The organism is Enterobacter sichuanensis (assembly GCF_009036245.1).
Classification (GTDB): domain Bacteria; phylum Pseudomonadota; class Gammaproteobacteria; order Enterobacterales; family Enterobacteriaceae; genus Enterobacter; species Enterobacter sichuanensis.
On the sequence record NZ_CP027986.1, the window covers coordinates 3,779,919 to 3,801,020 of the forward strand.

A 21,102-nucleotide genomic window follows, 5' to 3' on the forward strand; every position below is an offset into this window, starting at 1 on the left:
TACAAAGTTAATGATTTATGTAAAAAAGGGGTTGCATCACAAAGCTATCCGAGTATAGTGCGCATCCACGGACGCGGGGTGGAGCAGCCTGGTAGCTCGTCGGGCTCATAACCCGAAGGTCGTCGGTTCAAATCCGGCCCCCGCAACCAATACAATGTGAAGAAGTAAAAGCAGTACGGTGACGCGGGGTGGAGCAGCCTGGTAGCTCGTCGGGCTCATAACCCGAAGGTCGTCGGTTCAAATCCGGCCCCCGCAACCAACACAATGTGAAGAAGTATAAGCAGTACGGTGACGCGGGGTGGAGCAGCCTGGTAGCTCGTCGGGCTCATAACCCGAAGGTCGTCGGTTCAAATCCGGCCCCCGCAACCAACACTTCTAAAACAATAAACACCCTTAAGGGTGTTTTTTTGTTTTTGTCGTTTGTGAATTTGCCGGGCGAGCCCCCGGCGTCCACACTATCCGCGTCGCGCCAGCGTCGCCCCGTCAGAGAAATACGCCCGGATCCCTGCCAGAATCGACTCCGCTACCTCTTGCTGGAATTTGGCCGTTTTGAGCTTACGCTCCTCTTCCACGTTACTGATAAATGCCGTTTCGACCAGTATGGACGGAATATCCGGTGCCTTCAGTACTGCAAACCCGGCCTGCTCAACGCTGTTTTTATGCAGCTTGTTGATGTTACCCAGCTTACCCAGCACCGCTTTACCAAACTTCAGGCTGTCGTTGATGGTCAGCGACTGCACCATGTCGAACATGGTGTGGTCGACGTAGCGGTCGCCGCTTTTACTCACGCCACCAATCAGGTCCGAGGCGTTCTGGGTGTCCGCAAGGTATCGCGCCGCGGTACTGGTCGCACCTTTGGTGGAAAGTGCAAACACCGACGAGCCGCTTGGCTGACGGCTGGTAAACGCATCCGCATGGATCGACACGAACAAATCCGCGCGCTGCTTCTGCGCTTTCGCCACCCTGACCTTCAGCGGGATAAACACATCCTCATTACGCGTCATGTAGGCGCGCATATTGCCTTCTTTATCAATCAACGCCTTCAGACGACGGGCGATTTGCAGCACCACGTCTTTTTCACGCGTGCGATATTTCCCCACTGCGCCGGAGTCTTCGCCGCCGTGGCCAGGATCAAGCATGATCACAATCGGGCGATCGCGCCCTGCTTTTCCCGGCTGCGGGCCGCTTTGCGCAGGAGGGACCTGTTTCTCAAGGTTGCCCTGGTTGTAGTCTTCCAGCAGCGCCAGCAGCGGATCCTGAATATCCGTCGCATTCGCCGGGTAGAGATCCATCACCAGACGCTCTTTGAACGTGGCTACAGGCGCAAGGGCAAACAGCTGCGGCTTCACGTTCTGCTTCAGCTCAAACACCATGCGCACGGTTTGCGGATCAAACTGCCCCACGCGCGCCGATTTAATAAACGGATCGTCGCCGCGGATCTGTGCCGCCATCCCCTTCAACACGGAGTTGAGGTTAACACCTTCGAGATCCACCACCACACGTTCAGGGTTACTGAGGGCAAATTGCTTATATTTCAGTACGCGATTGGATTCGACCGTCACGCGCGTATAGGTCGATGACGGCCAGACGCGCACCGCCACGACCTGACTGGTGGCGGCAAGACCGACCTGACTGACGCTAAGCAACCACATTGCCCCGGCCCCTTTTAACAAACGGCGGCGGCTTATTGCTGAATTGGATCCCGACATGCTTCTCCCGAGCAAGAACACTGATTGATATACAAAATGTCCAGATTGACCGAAAACTTTAACGAATGACGCATAAACTGTCATCTATAAAAGGGTAAACAATCCTATGCTAACGCACGGATTACTTATTATTTTCTATGGGTCGCGGAAAATTTACGCTTGCACACGCGGTCATAATCGAATAAAAATACAGAAATTACGAATAAACATTCATTAAGGGTTGTGCCATGGTGAAGGAGCGTAGAACCGAACTGGTCCAGGGATTCCGCCATTCTGTTCCCTATATCAACGCCCATCGGGGAAAAACGTTTGTCATCATGCTTGGCGGCGAAGCCATTGAGCATGAAAATTTTTCCAGCATCGTCAATGACATTGGCCTGCTGCACAGCCTCGGGATCCGCCTGGTGGTGGTCTATGGCGCACGTCCGCAGATCGATGCCAACCTGGCCGCTCATCACCACGAGCCGATTTATCACAAACACACCCGCGTAACGGATGCGAAAACCCTTGAACTGGTGAAACAGGCCGCTGGCCTGCTGCAGCTGGATATTACGGCTCGCCTGTCGATGAGTCTGAACAACACACCGCTGCAGGGCGCGCATATCAACGTCGTGAGCGGCAACTTTATCATTGCCCAGCCGCTCGGCGTGGACGATGGCGTCGATTACTGCCACAGCGGACGCATTCGTCGTATTGATGAAGAAGCCATTCACCGCCAGCTGGACAGCGGTGCCATCGTGCTGATGGGCCCGGTGGCGGTTTCCGTGACCGGTGAAAGCTTTAACCTCACTTCAGAAGAGATTGCCACGCAGCTGGCGATCAAGCTGAAGGCGGAGAAAATGATTGGGTTTTGCTCCTCCCAGGGGGTTGTGAACGACGAAGGGGTTATCGTGCCAGAGCTCTTCCCGAACGAAGCCCAGGCCCGCGTGGAAGCGCTGGAAGCAGAAGGCGATTACCACTCCGGCACCGTGCGTTTTCTGCGTGGCGCCGTGAAAGCCTGCCGCAGCGGCGTGCGCCGTAGCCACCTGATCAGCTATCAGGAAGACGGTGCCCTGCTGCAGGAGCTGTTCTCCCGCGACGGTATCGGCACCCAGATTGTGATGGAGAGTGCGGAGCAGATCCGCCGCGCCACCATTAACGACATCGGCGGCATTCTGGAGCTGATCCGCCCCCTCGAACAGCAGGGGATTCTGGTGCGTCGTTCGCGCGAGCAACTGGAGATGGAGATCGACAAATTCACCATTATTCAGCGTGATAACCTGACCATTGCCTGCGCTGCGCTCTATCCGTTCCCGGAAGAGAAGATCGGCGAAATGGCCTGCGTGGCGGTGCATCCTGACTACCGCAGTTCTTCACGCGGTGAAATGCTGCTTGAGCGCGTGGCAGCACAGGCGCGCCAGATGGGCCTGAGCAAGCTGTTTGTGCTGACAACGCGCAGCATTCACTGGTTCCAGGAGCGTGGGTTCACGCCGGTGGATATTGATTCGCTGCCGGAAACGAAGAAAGAGATGTACAACTATCAGCGGCGCTCAAAAGTGCTGATGGCGGATCTGGGATGAGACAACGCCCTCACCGTCCGGCGAGGGCTTTTGTTTACAGAGACTCAAATATCGCGCTCAGCCCGCTTCGACGTTCCGTGCGGGTGGCGATCGCCTGCACCAGCACGCGTTCATCGGTATACAGCGACAGGCGCTGACGCGCGCGTGTAATGGCGGTATAGATCAGCTCGCGGGTAATGACGGGTGATAGCTGCGTGGGCAGGATCAGCGCCGCATGGTTAAACTCAGAGCCCTGGGATTTATGCACCGTCATCGCCCATGCGGTTTCATGCTCAGGCAAACGGCTCGGCTGGAAAGACTTCACGCTACCGTCCGGCATCTGGAACCAGACGCGCAGCCCCTGGCCGCGATCGAGCGCAATTCCAATATCCCCGTTAAACAGCCCCAGCGCGCTGTCGTTGCGGGAGATCATCACCGGTCTTCCTTCATACCAGCGCGAATGCGGGGTACGGTGTATTTTACGCTTTTGAGCCAGCAGCTGTTCCAGCCTGTCGTTCAGGCCGCTGACGCCAAAGGGCCCTTCCCTCAGCGCACAGAGCAACTGATATTCACCAAACGCGGCAATCACCTGCTCCGGTGTGCGTTGCTGCTGTACGCCCGTCAGGAAATGCTGATACCCCAGCAGAGCATCATCAAGCATCGCCTGATACTCCTCCCCGTTTTGCAGCGATTTTTTCTCAATATCCGTAAAGGTGCCGTCAAAGACCGCACAGGTGGTGTGACGGTCCCCGCGGTTCACGGCCGCCGCAAGCTGGCCAATGCCGGAGTCGCTGCCGAAACGATAGCTCTTTTGCAGCAGACACAGGCTGTCGCGCAGAGCCCCCGCAAGGGAATGGTTTTCAGAGGCGAGCGAACATCCCGTCAGACGCGCCAACTCCTGCGCGCGTTCCGCGGTATACCCCAGGCTGGCATAGGTGCAGATATCGCCGAGTACAGCCCCGGCCTCCACGGAGGCAAGCTGGTCACGATCGCCGAGAAAAATGACGCGTGCATGAGGCGGTAGCGCATCAATCAAACGCGACATCATCGTCAGGTCAATCATCGACGCTTCATCCACCACCAGCACATCCAGATGCAGGGGGTTACCAGCATGATAACGCAGCCGCTGGCTACCCGGCTGCGCGCCAAGCAGCCGGTGTAGCGTGCTGGCTTCGTTGGGGAAAAGCGCGAGCTGCTCGCCGGTAAGGGGTAATTTTTGCAGCGCCCCGCCTAACGACTCCGTCAGACGCGCCGCCGCTTTACCGGTAGGGGCCGCCAGGCGAATACGGCACTTTTGCTCACCCGAGAGCTGAATCAGCGCAGCAAGCAGCTTTGCCACGGTGGTCGTTTTCCCGGTGCCCGGGCCACCAGATATCACCGAGATCCGTCGCGTTAACGCCACGGCGGCCGCCACTTTCTGCCAGTCTGTTTCGTTCTCAGAGGTAAACAGCGTATCCAGCACCTGCCGAAGCTGCGCTTCATCGCAGGGAAGCGGGGCGTTCGTCTCACTAAAGAAGCGCGCCACCGTCAGCTCGTTGCGCCAGAGTCGGTTAAGATACAAACGCTCGCCGGTGAGGATCATCGGCGTGCCGGTATCGGTTCCGCTCACGGCAGGCGAACTGAGTAATATCGCTTCCCAGTCCACGGTGTCACCCAGCAGAGCGAAACAGGCCTGTAAAGCCGGGGGCATTTTGTCGTCCACCGCCAGACGCGACAGCGGCAGACAGACGTGCCCTTCCCCCGCGTCTTTGCTCAGAATGGCGGCAGCGAGCATCACGGCTGGCTCTTCGCCCGCCACCATCATGGCAAACTGCACATCAAGGTGGCGCAGTAATCGTTGTTCAACCGCGTCCAGCAGTAGCGCCTGCATTGTCATGCCACCTCCTCCGTGCCTGCAGCAAACAGGTTATCCATTTTTTCAATCAGTTCCGCAGCCGGACGCGTGCTGAAGACGCCGGAACGCGGGTCGTTAGCATCCACGCCGCGCAGGAACAGGTAAATCACGCCGCCAAAATGGTCTTCGTAGCGATAATCGGCAATGCGATGGCGCAGATAACGATGCAGCGCCAGGGTATAAAGCTGGTACTGCAGATCGTAGCGATGCATTTGCATGGCTGACGCCATCGCCTGTTGGGTATAGGCTTCGCTGTTTTCGCCCAGCCAGTTCGATTTGTAATCCAGCAGGTAATAGCGCCCCTGATGGCGGAAAACCAGGTCGATAAAGCCTTTCAACATCCCCTGCACCTTGCGGAAGTTCAGCGGCGGGCACCCGGCGGATAGCGGATCGTACTCGCGGATCAGCCCATCAAGCGCCTCGGCCCTGAGCGGGCCAGCGATGGGGAGATAAAACTCCATCTCGACCTGCTTATCTCTGGCAGTCAGCTGGCTGAGGGAGACCCCCTGCGTGGTGAGCGGCGCGTGTAAAACCGCGTGGATCCAGTCACGCAAAACCGGCTGCCATTGTGCGTCGTAGCCGCCGCTCTGTAACATCTTCAGCACCCACTCTTCGGAAACCGGCTGCGTGAAATCGAGCTCTTCGAACAGGCTGTGCAAAAACGTGCCCGGAGAGGCGCCGCGCGGGAACTGGTGCGGCGTAAGCACCGGCTCAACGAGTACACTACCGGTTCCTGCCGCGTCCACGTCCAGTTTTGGCATCAGATCCAGCGCAACACTCTGTCCGTGCTGCTGTAAACCGGAGTAGCTGGTGACGCGCCAGTCGTCAGCAATCGGGCGTAGCACCTGGCGGGCATGCAGATCTGACTCACGCGGCTCCGGCATTTGCCAGCGGTCATTATCCGGTTGTGCCGGAATATGCAGGGCAACATGCTCCCCGCAAAGTGATTCGAGACACTGCCGTAACCCCGCAGCGTCTTTGGGTTCGCCGTGCTGAATTAAGCGCCCCAGCGCGCTCAGGTGAAAATCGCTCTCCCCGGTCTTTTCACCGCGACGACGGAACAGAGGGGCAACGCCCAGACTGCAGTGCCAGACCGAACGGGTCAGTGCCACGTACAGCAGGCGTAAATCTTCCGCCAGACGTTCGGCTTCTGCCAGCTCAACGCTGGACTCCGCGTTGCTGAGATCGAGCACCGCCTCGAACGACTCGCGATCGTGGTAAAAGGCCTGATCCTGCACTCGGTAATTGGCGATAAACGGCAACCAGACCAGCGGATACTCAAGCCCTTTCGATTTGTGAATGGTGACGATCTGCACCAGGTGTTTATCACTCTCAAGACGCATCTGCTGGCTGGACGAATTGCTGTTCGGGTCGGCAATCTGCTGTGCCAGCCAGCGCACCAGAGCGTGTTCGCTCTCCAGCTGCGTGCCCGCCTCCTGCAGGAGTTCGCTGATATGTAAAATATCGGTCAACCGGCGCTCGCCGCCCGCGGTTGCCAGCATATTCTCCGCAATGTGACGCTGTGCCATCAGCTCACGCACCATGGCCATCACGCCGCGCTTTTGCCATTTCTCCCGGTAGCGAACAAACTCTTCCACCACCGCATCCCATTCGGACTCGTCATTGTTGAGCGCATCGATATCACGGGCATTCAGCCCGAGCATCGCGCTGGCTAATGCGCTGCGCAGCGTGCTTTCCCGCTCCGGGGCCAGCACGGCCTGCAGCAGCCATAGCATCTCCTGCGCTTCCAGCGTTTCAAAGACGCTGTCACGGTTTGAGAGGTAGACGGACGGAATACTCAGCAGGGTCAGGGCATCCCGAATAAGCGCGGCCTCCTGACGGCTACGCACCAGCACCGTGATATCCGATGCTTTTACGGGGAGTGCATCCTGGCCTTTCCAGAGCACCGCCTCGCCGCGAGCCCCCGCACTGAGCCAGTCACGGATCTGCGCGGCACAATGCTGTGCCATGGCGTTTTGATAGTCGGCGACGCCACACCCTTCACCGTCCAGCAGCCAGAAGCGCATGGCAGGCTGCGTCTCGCCGTTGAACTCAAAGCGCAACGAGGCATTTTTCGCGGCAAATTTTACCGGCTGGAACGGGATCTCACGGAACATAAACGCCGTATCCATGCGGCTGAACAGCGCATTCACGCTTTCCACCATCCCGGGAGACGAACGCCAGTTGGTATCCAGGGTGTAGTGCGCCTCAACTTCGCTGCGGGCCTTCATGTAGGTGAAAATGTCCGCACCGCGGAAGGCGTAGATAGCCTGTTTAGGATCGCCGATTAACAACAGCGCGGTGCCGGGCTGCTGGCGCCAGATACGGCGGAATATGCGGTATTGTTGAGGGTCGGTATCCTGAAATTCGTCAATCATCGCCACCGGGAAACGGGTGCGGATCGCGGCGGCAAGCGCTTCGCCATTCTCACTGCACAAGGCCGCATCGAGGCGGCTCAGCATATCGTCAAATCCCAGTTCCCCCCGGCGGCGTTTCTCACGGGCGACGGCTTCGCGAATTTCCGTCATGGCGCGGGTGATCATCAGATCGTTGAGCGTCAAGGGTTCAGCCAGCAGGGTTTCAATCGCCACAAACAGGGGATGTTCAGGCACAATACCGTCGGGTTTGGTGCGCTCAACGAGGAAACGCCGGGAGAATTTCTCCAGCGCGTCCGGGAGCTGGTAGCCCCGCGTCTCTTCCTGCGCCCAGGCGTTGATCTTGTCGATCCATTTCCCCTGGTTGCCACGGTTGAATTTGCGTCGGTCGATCCCGGAGTTTTCGATAATGGCGTCAATCTCGCCGACTGACTCAATCCATTTTTGCTTAATGTCGACAATGCGCGCGATGATTTTTTCATGGCGTGACGCCAGGGTTTCATCCGCCGGCGGCGGAGATTTGATAACCGGCGCTTCCCCCTGAAGATAGCGATCGATCGCGCGCAGCAGCGCCTCAGGGCCCTTCCACAACGCATGTACCGCTTCGGCGATATCGCGCTGTAGCGGGTAGCAGTGGCGACGCCAGAAGTCCGCGCAGGCCTGATAGCGAAGTACGGTTTCATCTTCAATGAGCTGTTGTTCAAACAGCATGCCGGATTCAAACGCATTCAGGCTCAGCATCCGCTGGCAAAAACCGTGAATGGTAAAGACGGAGGCTTCATCCATCTGTCGTTCGGCAAGTAGCAGCCACTCTGCGGCCTGTTGCCTGTCGGCAATCTCTTCCAGAAGACTGGCATAAAGGGGGTTATCCGTGCTCTGACGCAGGCAGGCGATGCGCAGCTCGTGGATATTGGCGCGAATACGGCCACGCAGCTCTGCTGTGGCGGCTTCGGTGAAGGTCACTACCAGCAGCTCTTCCACGCTCAGCGGGCGGGGAAAAGCGGCGTTGCCGCCGAGCCCTAACAGCAGACGCAAATAGAGCGCGGCGATGGTGAAGGTTTTTCCCGTTCCCGCTGAGGCTTCAATCAATCGTTCACCCTGAAGAGGTAAACGTAAGGGATTAAGGGGCTCAGCGGTGTCGGTCATTCTTTCTTACTCCAGGGCATAGATTGCTGCAGCGCGCTGACGCTCTTCCAGACTTTCCAGCCTTGCGGGTTCACGTACTCCGTTTTCCCGTTCTGGCTACCGGAAACCTGAGACAGGATGGTCATTCCCTGCGGTTTAATCACCGCCTGATGGAAGAAGTCGGCAACCTTTTGCGGCGTCAGCTGTTTTATCTCGGCCACTACTTTATCACGCGAATCAAATTTCAGATTACCGCGATCAAAATCTTTGCTCAGCTGCGAGGCTTCTTCACCCAACGTCTGCGGCGGCTGCATCACCTGTGCAATGACGGCCTGCTGGATCTGGGCGAACTCTTCCGGCTTCATGGCACGCAGTTTTGCTTCCACCTGAGGGAAGAAAGCCTGGTAACGCTGCCAGAGATATGCCGGTTGCTTATCGCTGCTCTGCAGCAGGAAACCCAACCCCCACTGGCGGCCTACGTTCATGGAGAAAGCAAACACTGCGTAGCCGAGCTGCTCTTCCGTGCGTAACTGGTTATAGAACCACGGTTGAATAATTTGGCCCAGCACGGCACTCTGCGCCGAACTGGCGAATTCATCGTAGCCCGTTGGCACAAATACCGCGGCCAGGGCGGAATCCGTGCTGTTACCCGCCTTTTCAAAGATTACATTCTGCTTTTTCTCAACCAGCACGTCCTGGTTGCGGCACCACTCATCGCCTTTAGAGCCGAGCTGAGTGCGAACATTTTGCGCCAGGGTTTTGGCCTGATCCTCGCTCATGTTGCCCACAATCAGGAACTCCGGGCGCGTGTTGGTTTTCAGCGCGTCACGGTAAGCCAGCACGTCTTTTAAGGTGATCGAAGGCAACAGCGCGCGGCGATCCTCCCGCTGGAAATAAGGAACCTGCGATAACATTTGCGCTGGCATAAGCGCCAGATCGTAAGCTTTGCCCTTCTCCGCAGAATCCATCATCTGCGCATACCACGATTTGGCCTGCTCAAACTGTTCTTCCGTCGGCGTATAGCTGAAATAGCCCTCCAGCAGCGCCTGGAACAGCTGCGGCAAGCGCTGGGTATAGCCGTTTGCATTGAGCATCAAACCGTTGTTGGCGTTGGTGGAGAAGCTGATGCCGCCCACGGCCGCCTGGTTACTCAGCTGGTCAAGTGCAATACCGGCAAGATAGTCATTGAGCGCGAACATCACCTGATTTTTGGCGCTGTTCATCGCCTTCGGGTTACGCAGCACCACGCTGACGTCGGCCTTTGGCTCGCTTGCAAAATAGCGGCTTGGGCTATACACCACGCGAAGCGTCGGCTCATCAATGATAAGTGCCGGATGCGGATAGTCCTTCTCGGTTTTGATCAACGAGAAATCATCCGGGATATAGGGGTTCAGTTCCGGCAGTTTTAACGCGATCGCTCCCGCCTTCTTTTGCCAGTCGGCAAAGGTCTGGGCGCTGATTTTATCCACCTGATAAGGGGCATCGACAAAGTAAGCCGTTTTGTTATGCGGCTCATCCGGGCTGATGTACCAGATGCGGGCATTCTCCGGGGTCATCATCGCCAGACGGGCTTTGACCGCCTCAGGGTTGTACTGGTCGGCAATGTTCACCGCGTCGAGGGTGTGTTCCACCGGCACGCGGATCATGGTATCGGCCAGCCACTCCACATAATCCATGTCGCGGGTTATCGATGGGTAACGGAAATCAAGATCCAGCACGTGCGCCAGTTCATCAAAGTAGCGCTTGTCGACGCCTTTTTCACGCAGCAGAGAGAGGTAGCTGAAGATTGCAGCCACCACTTCATCGCGGTGTGCCTGACCTTTGTCGGTCAGGGTGGCGGATATCGCCAGCACGCCGCTGTTCCCGTTTACCACCGGATCGGAGTCGGCGCGGATACCTTCCGCCAGCCCTTGTTTTTGCAGCCAGTCAGACAGCGTATCCGGGCTACGGTTACCGATGAGATAGGTCACCAGCTCGTCGGTTTTACTGCGAAACTGTGCCGTGTTGTTATCAATGCGAAATTCAACGCGTAACACTTTGCGCGGCAGCGCAGGCACGTAGTGGATCACGATGCCTTTTTGCGCATCCGTGACCACCGGAACATCTATTTGCGGCCGGTCGATATTTTTATTCGGCACCCGACCAAACGTTTTGGCCGCCATGCCCGCCAGCTCTGGCAACGGTTTATTGCTGTAAATAACCGCTTTCATCAGATTGGCAGAGTAATATTTATCGCGAAACGCGTGCAGCGCATCCAGAACCGGGCTGTTCGGTTTGTCGCTCAAGGTCTCCAGGTTACCGCCGGAGAAACGAGACCCCGGATGCGCAGGGTTGATGGTTTCGGCGCTCACCTGGGCCATGCGCATACCGTCTCGCGTGCGGGCCAGGGTCAGTTCGGCATTCACCGCATTGCGTTCACGATCCGCGTATTTTTTATCCAGCAACGGGGCGGCGATGGCATCAGCAAGGCGATCGACCGCGCCTTCCAGCGCATCGTTCTCGACTTCGAGATAGAAGGCCGTGCGGTACGGGGCGGTACTGGCATTATGGCTGCCGCCATGCATTTTCAGAAATTCGGACAGGCTATCTGGCTGCGGGTATTTTTTTGACCCCATCAGCGTCATATGTTCCAGATAGTGTGCAAGCCCGGGATGGGATTCAGGATCTTCCAGCGACCCAACCGGCACCACCAGCGCCGAGAGGGATTTTACCGCCTGCGGGTCGGAAACCAGCAGCACGGTCATGCCGTTATCAAGGCGGATGGCCTGATACTGCCGGGTATCTTTTTCACTCTTACGGATAGTTTCCTGAACGGGTTGCCAACCGGAGTCTGCCTGAGTGACAGGTGCCCAAAGGGCGACAAACAAAACCAACGCTTTAAACAAGGTGCTGCCAGGCATTACGACCTCTTTATCACGGCTACATCATTAACAAACTGCGTGCTGGACACGCCAACATCTCTTTCTTTGGGTACATCAGTCCGTGATAAGAAGTGCATCATAAATGAACACCCCTGGCTGTGCAATTTTTATACAGACCTCAGGACTGATTAAATCTGAACAACGGTAACAAATAGCGTTGCGCTTCTTCCTTGATCGCCTCAAAGTACTCGGGTTCAAGCGCGCGCCATAAGCGCTGATACCAGACATCTTCCCCTTCGCCCTGCACCATCATGTTTCCTTCGTAGGCCTGCATAAACTTACTGCGCGCCTTCTGCAGTGACGCCTCATCCGTTAACATCGCATCATTCTGCGCGTCATAACAGGCTTTTATCCAGGCCCCGCCACTTTCCGGCAGGAGCAGGAGCGGTTTGTTCATTCCCTGACGGTAGCCCTCAATGTACAAAGACAGGTATTGTAAGGCCTGCTCCGCCTCCATCGGCGGGAAACGCCATTCGCCCTCTTTGCGCACAAAAATGCGGCTTTCGCCTTTATGGCCATCCGCACTGTAGACAAGATGTTCCAGCCAGAGTTGCAATCCTTGCGAAACACTCAACATTGAGGGCCGCCAGCGCAGCAGACCATCTGGCTGAACCTGGGTTAACCAGCCCGTAAGCTGCACACCATTACAGTTGAGATCGATTTCGATACTCTTCCCGGGCTGTCGGCACGCTCTGACGCGCTCTGCCAGAGCAGTCATCTCCTGACACTGCGCCTCCCAGACGATCTCCCCGAACGCACCATAAGGCAGTTGCCCTGCCGCACGGTAGCGGCGGTAAAGTTTGTCCGCATCTTCCTCTTCAACCAGCGCATTCAGCAGTTGCAGGTTTAACTGATAGCGCTCCAGCCCTTCCAGGGTAAAGGGTTCTGCATCAGGAATTTCGCTCTCTTCAGAGCGGAAGTTGACCTGTAATCGTTGCTGGAAGAAAGCGCGCACCGGATGCGCCCAAAACCGCTGAAGCTGTTCGACGGTCAGGGTATCAATCGGTAGCGGGTCAAGTTCCTGAATGAAATCGGTATGCGCGCTCCCCTCTTTTTTGGCCGCCGGCAGCCACTCCTGGGCATAGCTCTGGCGCTCGCTGGCAACGTAATTCACCGGATCAAACGGCATGCGGCTGTGGTGACAGGTGATATGCGCTTTCACCCGCTGCTCGCTCTCATCACAGTTGCGCTCTTCATCCCCCGGCAGGTAGTGGCTCTGGCCGATATAATCCACCAGCTCCTGCACCAGAACCGAAGGGAAACGCTCGCTGTTGTCCTGAATGGAACGGCCGATATAGCTGATATAGAGCTTACTCTGGGCGGAAATGAGTGCTTCCAGGAAGAGATAGCGGTCATCATCTCGGCGGCTACGGTCGCCGCGTTTTGGGTCTGCGCTCATCAAATCGAACCCCAGCGGCGCCAGCGCGCGCGGATAGACGCCGTCATTCATGCCAAGCAGGCAAACCACTTTAAACGGGATAGAACGCATTGGCATCAGGGTACAGATATTGATCGGACCCGCCAGGAAACGCTGACTAATTCGCTCCTGATCAAGCCGCTGCGTCAACTCATCCCGCAGCAGCGACAACGGAATCGCCTCGTGATAGTGGGAATTTACCCCCTCGTCGATGATAGCCTGCCACTGCGTTTCAATGAGGGCCATCGCCGCTTCGGTATCGCTGTCTGGCAGGAAGAAATCATTGAGCAGTGCCCGGCAAACCGGGAGCCACTCTTCAAGCGGGCGCGGCTGCATCAGTGCGTGTCGCCAGCGGTTAAGCTGCATCAGTAGTGACGCCAAATGTCCCACCAGTTCCGCAATCAAGCCGCTGGACTCATCGTAAGGCAGAACCTCGTTCCACTCGCCCTGGCTGCTTTCCATGGCGTAGCCCAACAGCATACGCGTCAGGCCAAATCGCCACGTGTGCTGCCCGGTTGGGGGAAGTTCAAACTCCTGGACGTTATCATCGTCAATCCCCCAGCGCACGCCAGACTCGTTAACCCACTGGCGAAGGTAACGTAACCCCTCTTCATTGATGTTGAAGCGTGCAGCCAGCACGGGCACATCCAGTAAGGCAAGGACATCTTCGGAGATAAACCGACTATCCGGCAGCGACAGCAACGTGATAAATGCCTGTAACGCCGGATGAGATTGACGGGCGCGACGGTCCGAGATGGCGTAAGGCAGGTACCGCTCGCCTGTCGCACTGCCAAACACGGCCTGAATGAAGGGACTGTAGCTGTCGATATCCGCCACCATCACCACGATATCGCGCGGCGTCAGCTCAGTATCCTCCTGCAGCATCGCCAGCAGTTGGTCGTGAAGCACTTCGACTTCACGCTGTGGGCTATGACAAACGTGGATCGTAATGCTGCGATCGTCAGGCTCCAGCTTTCGTTTCCTGTCGCTGCGTTCAAACTCGTCCGCCGTCACGCCCATAACGGCGCGGTTTTCCAGATCCAGAATATCTGACTGAATATGATGCAGCAGGCTGTCCGGAGAGATTTCAACGAAGGCATCCACATCGCCTTCGCCTGATGACGTGATGTCGGAGAGCATATGGATGTAATCACGCCCCAGCTTCCCCCAGGAGGCAAGGAGCGGATTGGGCAGGTTCTGAATACCGTGTTCATCGAAAAGCTGCGCGGCGGAAGCACTGTCCTTAAACAGGGGGACGGTACGCTCTTCAAAAAGGCGTCGCCTCTGGCGGCTCACCAGTCGAGAAAGCCAGCGACCATCCTGAATATCGCCCCAGTACTGGCGACAGGGGTTAGTAAAGAGAATATGAATGTCGATATGTTTACCCAGCGCATTCAGCGCTTGCAGGTAAACCGGTGGCAACGCCGAAATACCGCAGATAAACACACGGGAAGGCAGTCGCGGCGGTCGTTCATTGCTGTTTTGCAGAACAGAGATAAACCGCTGATAGAGGTTGGCACGGTGCCACTTAGGCTGCCCAAGTTTCTCCGTATGTTCCACCAGCGCTTTCCACAAGGGAGCCTGCCAGACCTGTGCCTCCGGCAACCCCTCTACCTGCTCACCCGCTTCCCAGCGGGCCAGCCACTCCGGACGGTAGACCAGATACTGGTCATAAAGGTCGGCGGTGCGCGACGCCAGCTGGAACAGCTTGCGTTTATCGGTATCGTCATTGAGGTAGTGGCGCAGCATGGCAAATTCATCGTGCTGCAGCATTTCTGGCAGCAGCGCCATCAGTTTCCAGCTCATGCCTTGCTTGTTGAAGGCGCTTTGCTCCGGAATGTCCGGCAATACGCGGACAAACATCTCCCAGATAAAACTCGCGGGCAGCGGGAAATCAATATTGGCGGCAATGCCAAACTTACGCGAAAGCGACATTTGCAGCCACTGTGCCATACCGGTGCTCTGCACCAGCACCATTTCAGGCTCAAAAGGATCGTCAAGCCGCTCGCGCTCAACGATAAATTCCATCAGTGCTTCCAGCACATCCAGACGATTTGAGTGGTAGACCCTTAACATAGACGCTCCCGACTACTGGCTAACCGGGCAATGCAGACGCGTTAACTCACCACGCCGCCCCAGAGGAGAAATTAGTGTAACCGTGATGCTGACACATCCGGCGAGCGTTGTCTGCCCCCGACTGGCCTGCCAGCCTGCGGGGAGACTCTTTGGTGAGAGCTGTGTCTGATTCCAGGCATGGTGCCAAAGCTGGCGATACTGGTTAAACACGACAAACCGCGCCGCCAGCGCCCGATGATAACCCGCCAGTGCCGTCACGATCATCACCAGCAACATCATCGCCAGCAGAACCTCCACCATGCTAAACCCTCTTTCTCTACTCACGGCAGCTGGCATAACGCGCTCTCCTGTAGTGGACAAAAATCACTCCAGCCATGCGGCGAAAAGTGAACTTTACCGTCGATAACTTCCCCTGAACGCCAGAGCAGCAGGTCATTGCCGCCAGCAATCAGTAGCACATGCGCCTCACCCAGCGGACGCAAACACACCTGCGAGGAGAATACCTTTTTGCACTGAACCTGTGTCGCTGATGACCAACGCTGAACGCGTCCCCACTCAAGCGCGGACTGCACAGACGCCTGTTGCTGGAGCGACCGGCTCTCACCCGCGACGAGCGCACTAAAGGTCACGAGCTGCTGGTTAAGGCCGGTAAGGATCAGAGTACCGAGCACCAGCAACAGCAGTACCAGAGCCAGCGAAGAGATTCCGCGTTGTCGCCTCACAGGTTGTACCCCGTGACCATGTACAGCGCCTGCCAGGGTTCCCCTTGTTCACCCTGACGAAGAGCAGCCAGTTCAATATTCAGCTCTGGCGCAAAACCGGCGCGATCGGCTTTACTCACCTTAAAGTGCGTGATCGCCAGACTTTCCGGGTCCGTGAGCTTTTCCCATCCCTTTCCTTCGCACGACGTTGCCCCTCGCAGGGTTTCCAGCGCCCCCGATTCCAGGCGAAAACCGGTGCTGTCGTTTTCTGATGCGGTGCTATCCCATTTGCCGTTACTGTTAGCGTCCCATCGCACAATGACACAGCTCCCTTGCCTGCCGATTAACAGCCCTTGTCCCTGACAGTTTCCTGCGCAGTATCCCGCACGTTGAAGCTGTTTGCCGATCGCAAACAGGTGCTGCCAGACCTCTTCCTCCCGCTCTCGTTGCCCGGATTGCAGTAGTACCGCCCGCTGCAGGCCGGGTAAGAAACGCGATGCGCTTATCAGTAAAAGGCTGCTTACCGCCGTGGCAATCAGCACTTCAGTCAGTGAAAAACCGCGCTGCCTCATCGACATGGACTTCCCTCTGAGACCTTACACATCCTGATGCGCCCTCCATTTGAGACAATGATCAGCCATTCTCCAGCCTGGCTTTGAACGCGTATCCGCCCTGCCCACGCTGTATTCCGTAATCCATAGAACCCTAGCGAGGGCGTTACCTCACTCACCTTCACGTCAGGCCAGAGCGGAATCAGTACAAAGGGGCTGCCTTTCTCGCAGGCCTGCATGACAGAACTCATCAGACAGCTTTTTTCGCCCACCCGATGAAGAGTAATCTGGTGGTCGCGGTTATGCCGGTTGGCATGGTTGCGCAGAAACAGCAGGTAATCTCGCACCTGACTGGCGGTCTGCCACAGACGCTGCTGCCGTTGCCAGCTGTCCCAGCCGTACAGACCTGAAGCGCTGAGAACAACCACAAGCGAAATGGCGACCAGCGTTTCGATAAGCGTAAAACCGTTCTCTTTGTTCATAGCGGGAGTGTGGCGAAGCGCCGTTGACATGACGAGCAACGAATGATCGTTTTACGAGGCGTTATCCGCAGAATCAGGAGAGTTGCAGCGTGTTGCACGCTTTCTGGATAGCACGTCGGGAAAGGGGATAATGGCGAAAAAAAACCGGCGCTCTAAAGCACCGGTTGTGTCACGCTTTATCCCATCAGATAGCGACGGGCGCTTTGATGCCTGGGTGCGGGTCGTAACCTTCAATCTCAAAATCGTCAAAGCGATAATCGAAGATTGACGCCGGTTTGCGTTTGATAATCAGCTTCGGCAGCGCACGCGGTTCGCGCGTCAGCTGAAGATGCGTTTGTTCCATATGGTTGCTGTAGAGATGGGTGTCCCCACCGGTCCAGACAAAATCACCCACTTCCAGGTCGCACTGCTGGGCCATCATGTGAACGAGTAGCGCATAGCTGGCGATGTTAAACGGCAGGCCGAGGAACACATCACAGGAGCGCTGGTAGAGCTGGCAGGAAAGCTTGCCGTCTGCGACATAGAACTGGAAGAACGCGTGGCACGGTGCCAGCGCCATTTTATCCAGCTCGCCCACGTTCCAGGCGGAAACGATGATGCGGCGCGAGTCCGGATCGTTTTTCAGCTGGTTCATCACGGTGGTGATCTGGTCAATATGGCGGCCATCAGGCGTTGGCCATGCGCGCCACTGCTTGCCGTAAACCGGGCCCAGGTTGCCGTTTTCATCTGCCCATTCGTCCCAGATAGTGACGTTATTTTCGTGCAGATACGCAACGTTGGTATCGCCTTGCAGGAACCAGAGCAGTTCATGAATGATCGAGCGCAGGTGGCAGCGCTTCGTCGTCACCAGAGGGAAGCCTTCCTGCAGATTGAAGCGCATCTGGTGGCCAAAAATGGAGAGCGTACCGGTACCGGTGCGGTCGTTTTTCGGCGTGCCCTCGTCGAGCACTTTTTTCATCAATTCAAGATACTGTTTCATGGTTCCTCAGGAAAGTTGTTGCTGTGGACGACGACGATACGCCCAAATCATCATAATGGCACCCGCGACAATCATCGGAATGGAGAGAATTTGCCCCATGCTGATGTACTGTACCCACTCGCCGGTAAACTGCGCATCCGGCTGACGGAAGAACTCGACGATGATACGGAACGCGCCATAGCCAATCAGGAACAGACCGGACACGGCCCCCATTGGACGTGGCTTGCGGATAAACAGGTTCAGGATGATAAACAGCACCACGCCTTCCAGCGCCAGCTCGTACAGCTGAGACATATGGCGCGGCAGAACGCCGTAGGTATCGAAAATGGACTGCCACTCCGGGTGTGATGGCAGCAGGGCGATATCTTCCGCACGCGAGCCCGGGAACAGCATGGTAAAGGACACGCTCGGATCGACACGTCCCCACAGCTCACCGTTGATGAAGTTACCCAGACGGCCAGCGCCCAGCCCAAACGGGATCAGCGGTGCGATAAAATCGGAAACCTGGAAGAAGTTGCGTTTGGTGCGTTTGGCAAAAATCACCATCACCAGGATCACCCCAATCAGACCGCCATGGAAGGACATGCCGCCGTCCCAGACGCGGAACAGATAGAGCGGATCGTTCAGGAATACCGGGAAGTTATAGAACAGCACATACCCAATACGGCCGCCGAGGAACACGCCGAGGAAGCCCGCATACAGCAGGTTTTCAACTTCGTTTTTGGTCCAGCCGCTGCCAGGACGGCTGGCGCGACGGCCAGCGAGCCACATGGCAAAAATGAAGCCCACCAGGTACATCAGACCGTACCAGTGAAGCGAAACAGGTCCTATTGAGAAAATGACCGGATCAAATTCCGGAAAATGCAGATAACCACTGTTCATCTGTCACCACAAGATGTTGTTATTCCGCTGAAAGTGGACAGCGGTAGAAATGCGATTCTGCCGTAAGCAGAGGCTCCAAAGTTGCGAATCATAGCATAAGGCGGGCGCGGAGGATGCGCCAGAGATGTAAAAGATGTGTATAGGATTTTATGCGCGCAGGTGCCCTCTCCCACAGAGAGAGGGCGAAAGGCGATTAGCGGCCGCCGCGGATCAGACCGCCCATGCCGCGTCGTTCCATAAACGCGGCGACCTGGTGGCGAACCTCGGTTGCCAGTTGCGCTTCAAGACTGCGTTCAGCCAGCTCGCGGGCATCGTTGATATCGATATGGCGCAACAGATACTTCACGCGTGCGACGGCCCGGCCGTTCATCGACAGATGGCGGTATCCCAGACCAATCAGGATCGCGACGCACATCGAATCCCCTGCCATTTCACCACACAAGCGTAAATCAATACCGTACTGCTCCGCTTCCCGGGCGATCATCGCCAGCGCACGAATGATCGCCGGATGCAGGCTATCGTAGATACTGGCGACGCGGGTATTGTTACGGTCGACAGCCAGAATATATTGCGTCAGGTCGTTCGTGCCGACGGAAATAAAATCAACCCGGTTTGCCAGCTGCGGCAGCATAAAGACCATAGATGGGACTTCGAGCATCACCCCAATCCGTGGTTTGGGGATCGCATAGCCAATCATCTCTTCTACTTCACGGCCTGCACGCTCAATCAGCCGCCGTGCTTCGTCGATCTCATCAATGCTGGTGACCATCGGCAACAGAATGCTGAGGTTACCCGTCGCCGCATTGGCGCGCAGCATCGCGCGCACCTGGATCAGGAAGATCTCAGGCTGATCGAGCGTAATGCGGATCCCACGCCAGCCCAGGCACGGGTTTTCCTCACTGATCGGCATATAAGGCAGCTGTTTATCCGCCCCGACATCCAGCGTACGCAGGGTAACCGGTTTGTCGTTAAACATCTGCAGCATGCCCTGATACTGCGCCACCTGCTCCTCTTCGGAGGGGAAACCGCTCTGCAGCATGAACGGGATCTCAGTGCGGTACAGGCCAATACCGTCGATGCGGCTGCCAAGTTTTTCTTCGTGCTCAGGGCTTAAACCGGCATTGAGCATCACTTTGATCCGCTCACCGCTTTTAAGCTGTGCGGGCAGGTTAACGTCATCTTCTGCCAGCTTGCTTAATTCATTCTCTTCGCTGATAAGACGCTGGTATTCCTGGAGCAGAACCGGCTCAGGATCGACCAGCAGCTCTCCGCGATAGCCGTCCACCACCAGCGTCCGTCGGTGCAGAACCGACGGCTGGATATCCGCCCCCATAACGGTCGGAATACCCAGCGCGCGCACCATAATAGCGGCATGGGAGTTAGCCGCCCCATCGCGCACCACGACACCGGCCAGCCTGTCCTGGGGCAGTTCAGCCAGCGTCGTTGCCGAGAGTTCATCGGCGACCAGAATAAACCGTTTTGGCCAGGCATTCGGCCCCTGAATAGTGTCATCAAGGTGGAACAGCAGCCGTTGTCCGAGGGCCCGTAAATCCCCGGCCCGCTCTTTCAGGTAACCGTCGGTCAGCGCCGCAAATTGCTCGGCAAATTTTTCGATAACCTTCTTAACTGCCCACTCCGCGACCGAGCCTTTATCCACCTCCGCAAAAAGCTCACGGCGCAGACGCGCATCGGAGAGAAGGTGCGAATAGAGGTCAAAAATGGCCGCCGTCTCTTTCTGCGCGCCTGCGGCAAAACGTTTGCTGTAGCGACGAAATTCATTCGCCGCCTCTTCCAGCGCGGCGGTAAGGCGCTCGCGCTCAAGCGCTTCATCAAGCGTTGAGGCTTCGTAAACCTGCTCCATCAACGGCAGCGTGGCGTCCATCCAGCCTTCAGCAATCGCCACCCCTGGCGAGGCCGGAAGGGCACGAATGCGCGTATGGCGGTACTGACCAAAGAGCGCGGCAAGCTGAGACTGAGAGAGGATGGCCGCCATCTGCGTAGCCAGCGTCACGAGGAAAGACTCTTCGCTTTCATCGTACTGACGTAGCTCGCGCTGCTGGACAACCAGCACGCCGAGCAGCTGACGACGCTGGATAATCGGCACGCCAAGGAAAGCGCGGAAACGCTCTTCTTTTACGGAAGGAATGTATTTAAAGCTGGGGTGTTTTTGCGCATCAGCAAGGTTGATGGGTTCAGCCAGCCGCCCAACCAGACCCACAATACCTTCATCAAATGCGAGGGTTACGGTGCGCCCACGTGGTTTTTTCAAACCACGGGTTGCCATCAGGTAATAGCAGCGTCGATCGTGGTCGGCCAGATACACCGAACAGACCTCGGTCTCCATCGCAAGACAGATGTCAGTGACCAGAATATTCAGCGCCTCGTTCAGACGCGGCGCACTGGCCACCTTCTCGACTATTTCTCGCAAGCGGGTGAGCATGATTTGCGTAGC

At 56.8% G+C, this 21,102-nt stretch carries 13 protein-coding genes and 3 tRNA genes; 4 read left to right on the forward strand and 12 right to left on the reverse strand.

Going from position 1 to position 21,102, the window contains the following annotated elements:
* Positions 1-72 precede the first annotated feature (72 nt).
* The 3 genes from C1N69_RS18265 to C1N69_RS18275 all read left to right on the forward strand — a co-directional run bounded on the left by C1N69_RS18265 (position 73) and on the right by C1N69_RS18275 (position 369).
* Positions 73-149: transfer RNA gene (locus tag C1N69_RS18265), tRNA-Met, on the forward strand.
* A 33-nt stretch (positions 150-182) separates the two neighbouring features.
* A tRNA-Met gene (locus C1N69_RS18270) sits at positions 183-259 on the forward strand.
* A 33-nt stretch (positions 260-292) separates the two neighbouring features.
* Positions 293-369, forward strand: a tRNA-Met gene (locus C1N69_RS18275).
* An 86-nt stretch (positions 370-455) separates the two neighbouring features.
* Here C1N69_RS18275 and amiC read toward each other — a convergent pair.
* Positions 456-1,709 (reverse strand): N-acetylmuramoyl-L-alanine amidase AmiC, encoded by a 1,254-nt coding sequence (gene amiC / locus C1N69_RS18280; protein WP_025760261.1) that lies wholly within the window; start codon positions 1,707-1,709, stop codon positions 456-458.
* 227 nt (positions 1,710-1,936) lie between these two features.
* Between amiC and argA the strand changes: the two genes are divergently transcribed.
* The gene (gene argA / locus C1N69_RS18285) at positions 1,937-3,268 is read left to right on the forward strand and encodes an amino-acid N-acetyltransferase (protein WP_014885072.1); all 1,332 of its coding nucleotides are present in this window, start codon (positions 1,937-1,939) and stop codon (positions 3,266-3,268) included.
* Positions 3,269-3,302: 34 nt separating this feature from the next.
* Here argA and recD read toward each other — a convergent pair whose 3' ends face one another.
* The 11 genes from recD to ptsP form a co-directional block, all read right to left on the reverse strand.
* On the reverse strand, positions 3,303-5,123 hold the full coding sequence (gene recD, locus C1N69_RS18290; protein WP_155031663.1) for an exodeoxyribonuclease V subunit alpha: 1,821 nt from the start codon (positions 5,121-5,123) through the stop codon (positions 3,303-3,305).
* Complete coding sequence (gene recB, locus C1N69_RS18295) at positions 5,120-8,662, reverse strand: exodeoxyribonuclease V subunit beta (protein ID WP_155031664.1); 3,543 nt, start codon at positions 8,660-8,662, stop codon at positions 5,120-5,122. The genes recD and recB overlap by 4 nt, the downstream gene beginning before the upstream one ends.
* Positions 8,659-11,541, reverse strand: coding sequence for a pitrilysin (gene ptrA, locus C1N69_RS18300; protein ID WP_155031665.1), 2,883 nt, complete (start codon positions 11,539-11,541; stop codon positions 8,659-8,661). The genes recB and ptrA overlap by 4 nt, the downstream gene beginning before the upstream one ends.
* Positions 11,542-11,680: 139 nt before the next feature.
* Positions 11,681-15,055 carry an exodeoxyribonuclease V subunit gamma gene (gene recC / locus C1N69_RS18305; protein ID WP_155031666.1) on the reverse strand — a complete coding sequence of 1,125 codons (3,375 nt, stop codon included), beginning with the start codon at positions 15,053-15,055 and terminating at the stop codon, positions 11,681-11,683.
* Between the two features lie 12 nt (positions 15,056-15,067).
* Positions 15,068-15,391: a prepilin-type N-terminal cleavage/methylation domain-containing protein gene (locus C1N69_RS18310; RefSeq protein WP_095441244.1), complete on the reverse strand. Its 324-nt coding sequence runs from the start codon at positions 15,389-15,391 to the stop codon at positions 15,068-15,070.
* Positions 15,376-15,777, reverse strand: a complete 402-nt coding sequence (locus C1N69_RS18315) for a DUF2509 family protein (protein ID WP_095441243.1) — start codon at positions 15,775-15,777, stop codon at positions 15,376-15,378. The genes C1N69_RS18310 and C1N69_RS18315 overlap by 16 nt, the downstream gene beginning before the upstream one ends.
* Positions 15,774-16,334, reverse strand: a complete 561-nt coding sequence (locus tag C1N69_RS18320) for a prepilin peptidase-dependent protein (RefSeq protein ID WP_155031667.1) — start codon at positions 16,332-16,334, stop codon at positions 15,774-15,776. Before C1N69_RS18320 ends, C1N69_RS18315 begins: the two co-directional genes overlap by 4 nt.
* A complete protein-coding gene (locus C1N69_RS18325) occupies positions 16,325-16,789 on the reverse strand; it encodes a prepilin peptidase-dependent protein (protein ID WP_155031944.1) in 465 nt (154 codons plus the stop codon). The genes C1N69_RS18320 and C1N69_RS18325 overlap by 10 nt, the downstream gene beginning before the upstream one ends.
* A gap of 184 nt (positions 16,790-16,973) precedes the next feature.
* Entirely contained in the window at positions 16,974-17,768 is a 795-nt protein-coding gene (gene thyA / locus C1N69_RS18330) for a thymidylate synthase (protein ID WP_025760095.1), read from the reverse strand.
* Between the two features lie 6 nt (positions 17,769-17,774).
* Positions 17,775-18,650 (reverse strand): prolipoprotein diacylglyceryl transferase, encoded by an 876-nt coding sequence (gene lgt, locus C1N69_RS18335; protein WP_025760096.1) that lies wholly within the window; start codon positions 18,648-18,650, stop codon positions 17,775-17,777.
* 193 nt (positions 18,651-18,843) lie between these two features.
* On the reverse strand, positions 18,844-21,090 hold the full coding sequence (gene ptsP / locus C1N69_RS18340) for a phosphoenolpyruvate--protein phosphotransferase (protein WP_045285824.1): 2,247 nt from the start codon (positions 21,088-21,090) through the stop codon (positions 18,844-18,846).
* Positions 21,091-21,102: the final 12 nt, after the last annotated feature.

Coding starts and splice junctions, on each gene's coding strand:
- amiC (WP_025760261.1), bottom strand. CDS start 1,709: ATGTCGGGATCCAATTCAGCAATAAGCCGCCGCCGTTTGTTAAAAGGG.
- argA (WP_014885072.1), top strand. CDS start 1,937: ATGGTGAAGGAGCGTAGAACCGAACTGGTCCAGGGATTCCGCCATTCT.
- recD (WP_155031663.1), bottom strand. CDS start 5,123: ATGACAATGCAGGCGCTACTGCTGGACGCGGTTGAACAACGATTACTG.
- recB (WP_155031664.1), bottom strand. CDS start 8,662: ATGACCGACACCGCTGAGCCCCTTAATCCCTTACGTTTACCTCTTCAG.
- ptrA (WP_155031665.1), bottom strand. CDS start 11,541: ATGCCTGGCAGCACCTTGTTTAAAGCGTTGGTTTTGTTTGTCGCCCTT.
- recC (WP_155031666.1), bottom strand. CDS start 15,055: ATGTTAAGGGTCTACCACTCAAATCGTCTGGATGTGCTGGAAGCACTG.
- C1N69_RS18310 (WP_095441244.1), bottom strand. CDS start 15,391: ATGCCAGCTGCCGTGAGTAGAGAAAGAGGGTTTAGCATGGTGGAGGTT.
- C1N69_RS18320 (WP_155031667.1), bottom strand. CDS start 16,334: ATGTCGATGAGGCAGCGCGGTTTTTCACTGACTGAAGTGCTGATTGCC.
- C1N69_RS18325 (WP_155031944.1), bottom strand. CDS start 16,789: ATGAACAAAGAGAACGGTTTTACGCTTATCGAAACGCTGGTCGCCATT.
- thyA (WP_025760095.1), bottom strand. CDS start 17,768: ATGAAACAGTATCTTGAATTGATGAAAAAAGTGCTCGACGAGGGCACG.
- lgt (WP_025760096.1), bottom strand. CDS start 18,650: ATGAACAGTGGTTATCTGCATTTTCCGGAATTTGATCCGGTCATTTTC.
- ptsP (WP_045285824.1), bottom strand. CDS start 21,090: ATGCTCACCCGCTTGCGAGAAATAGTCGAGAAGGTGGCCAGTGCGCCG.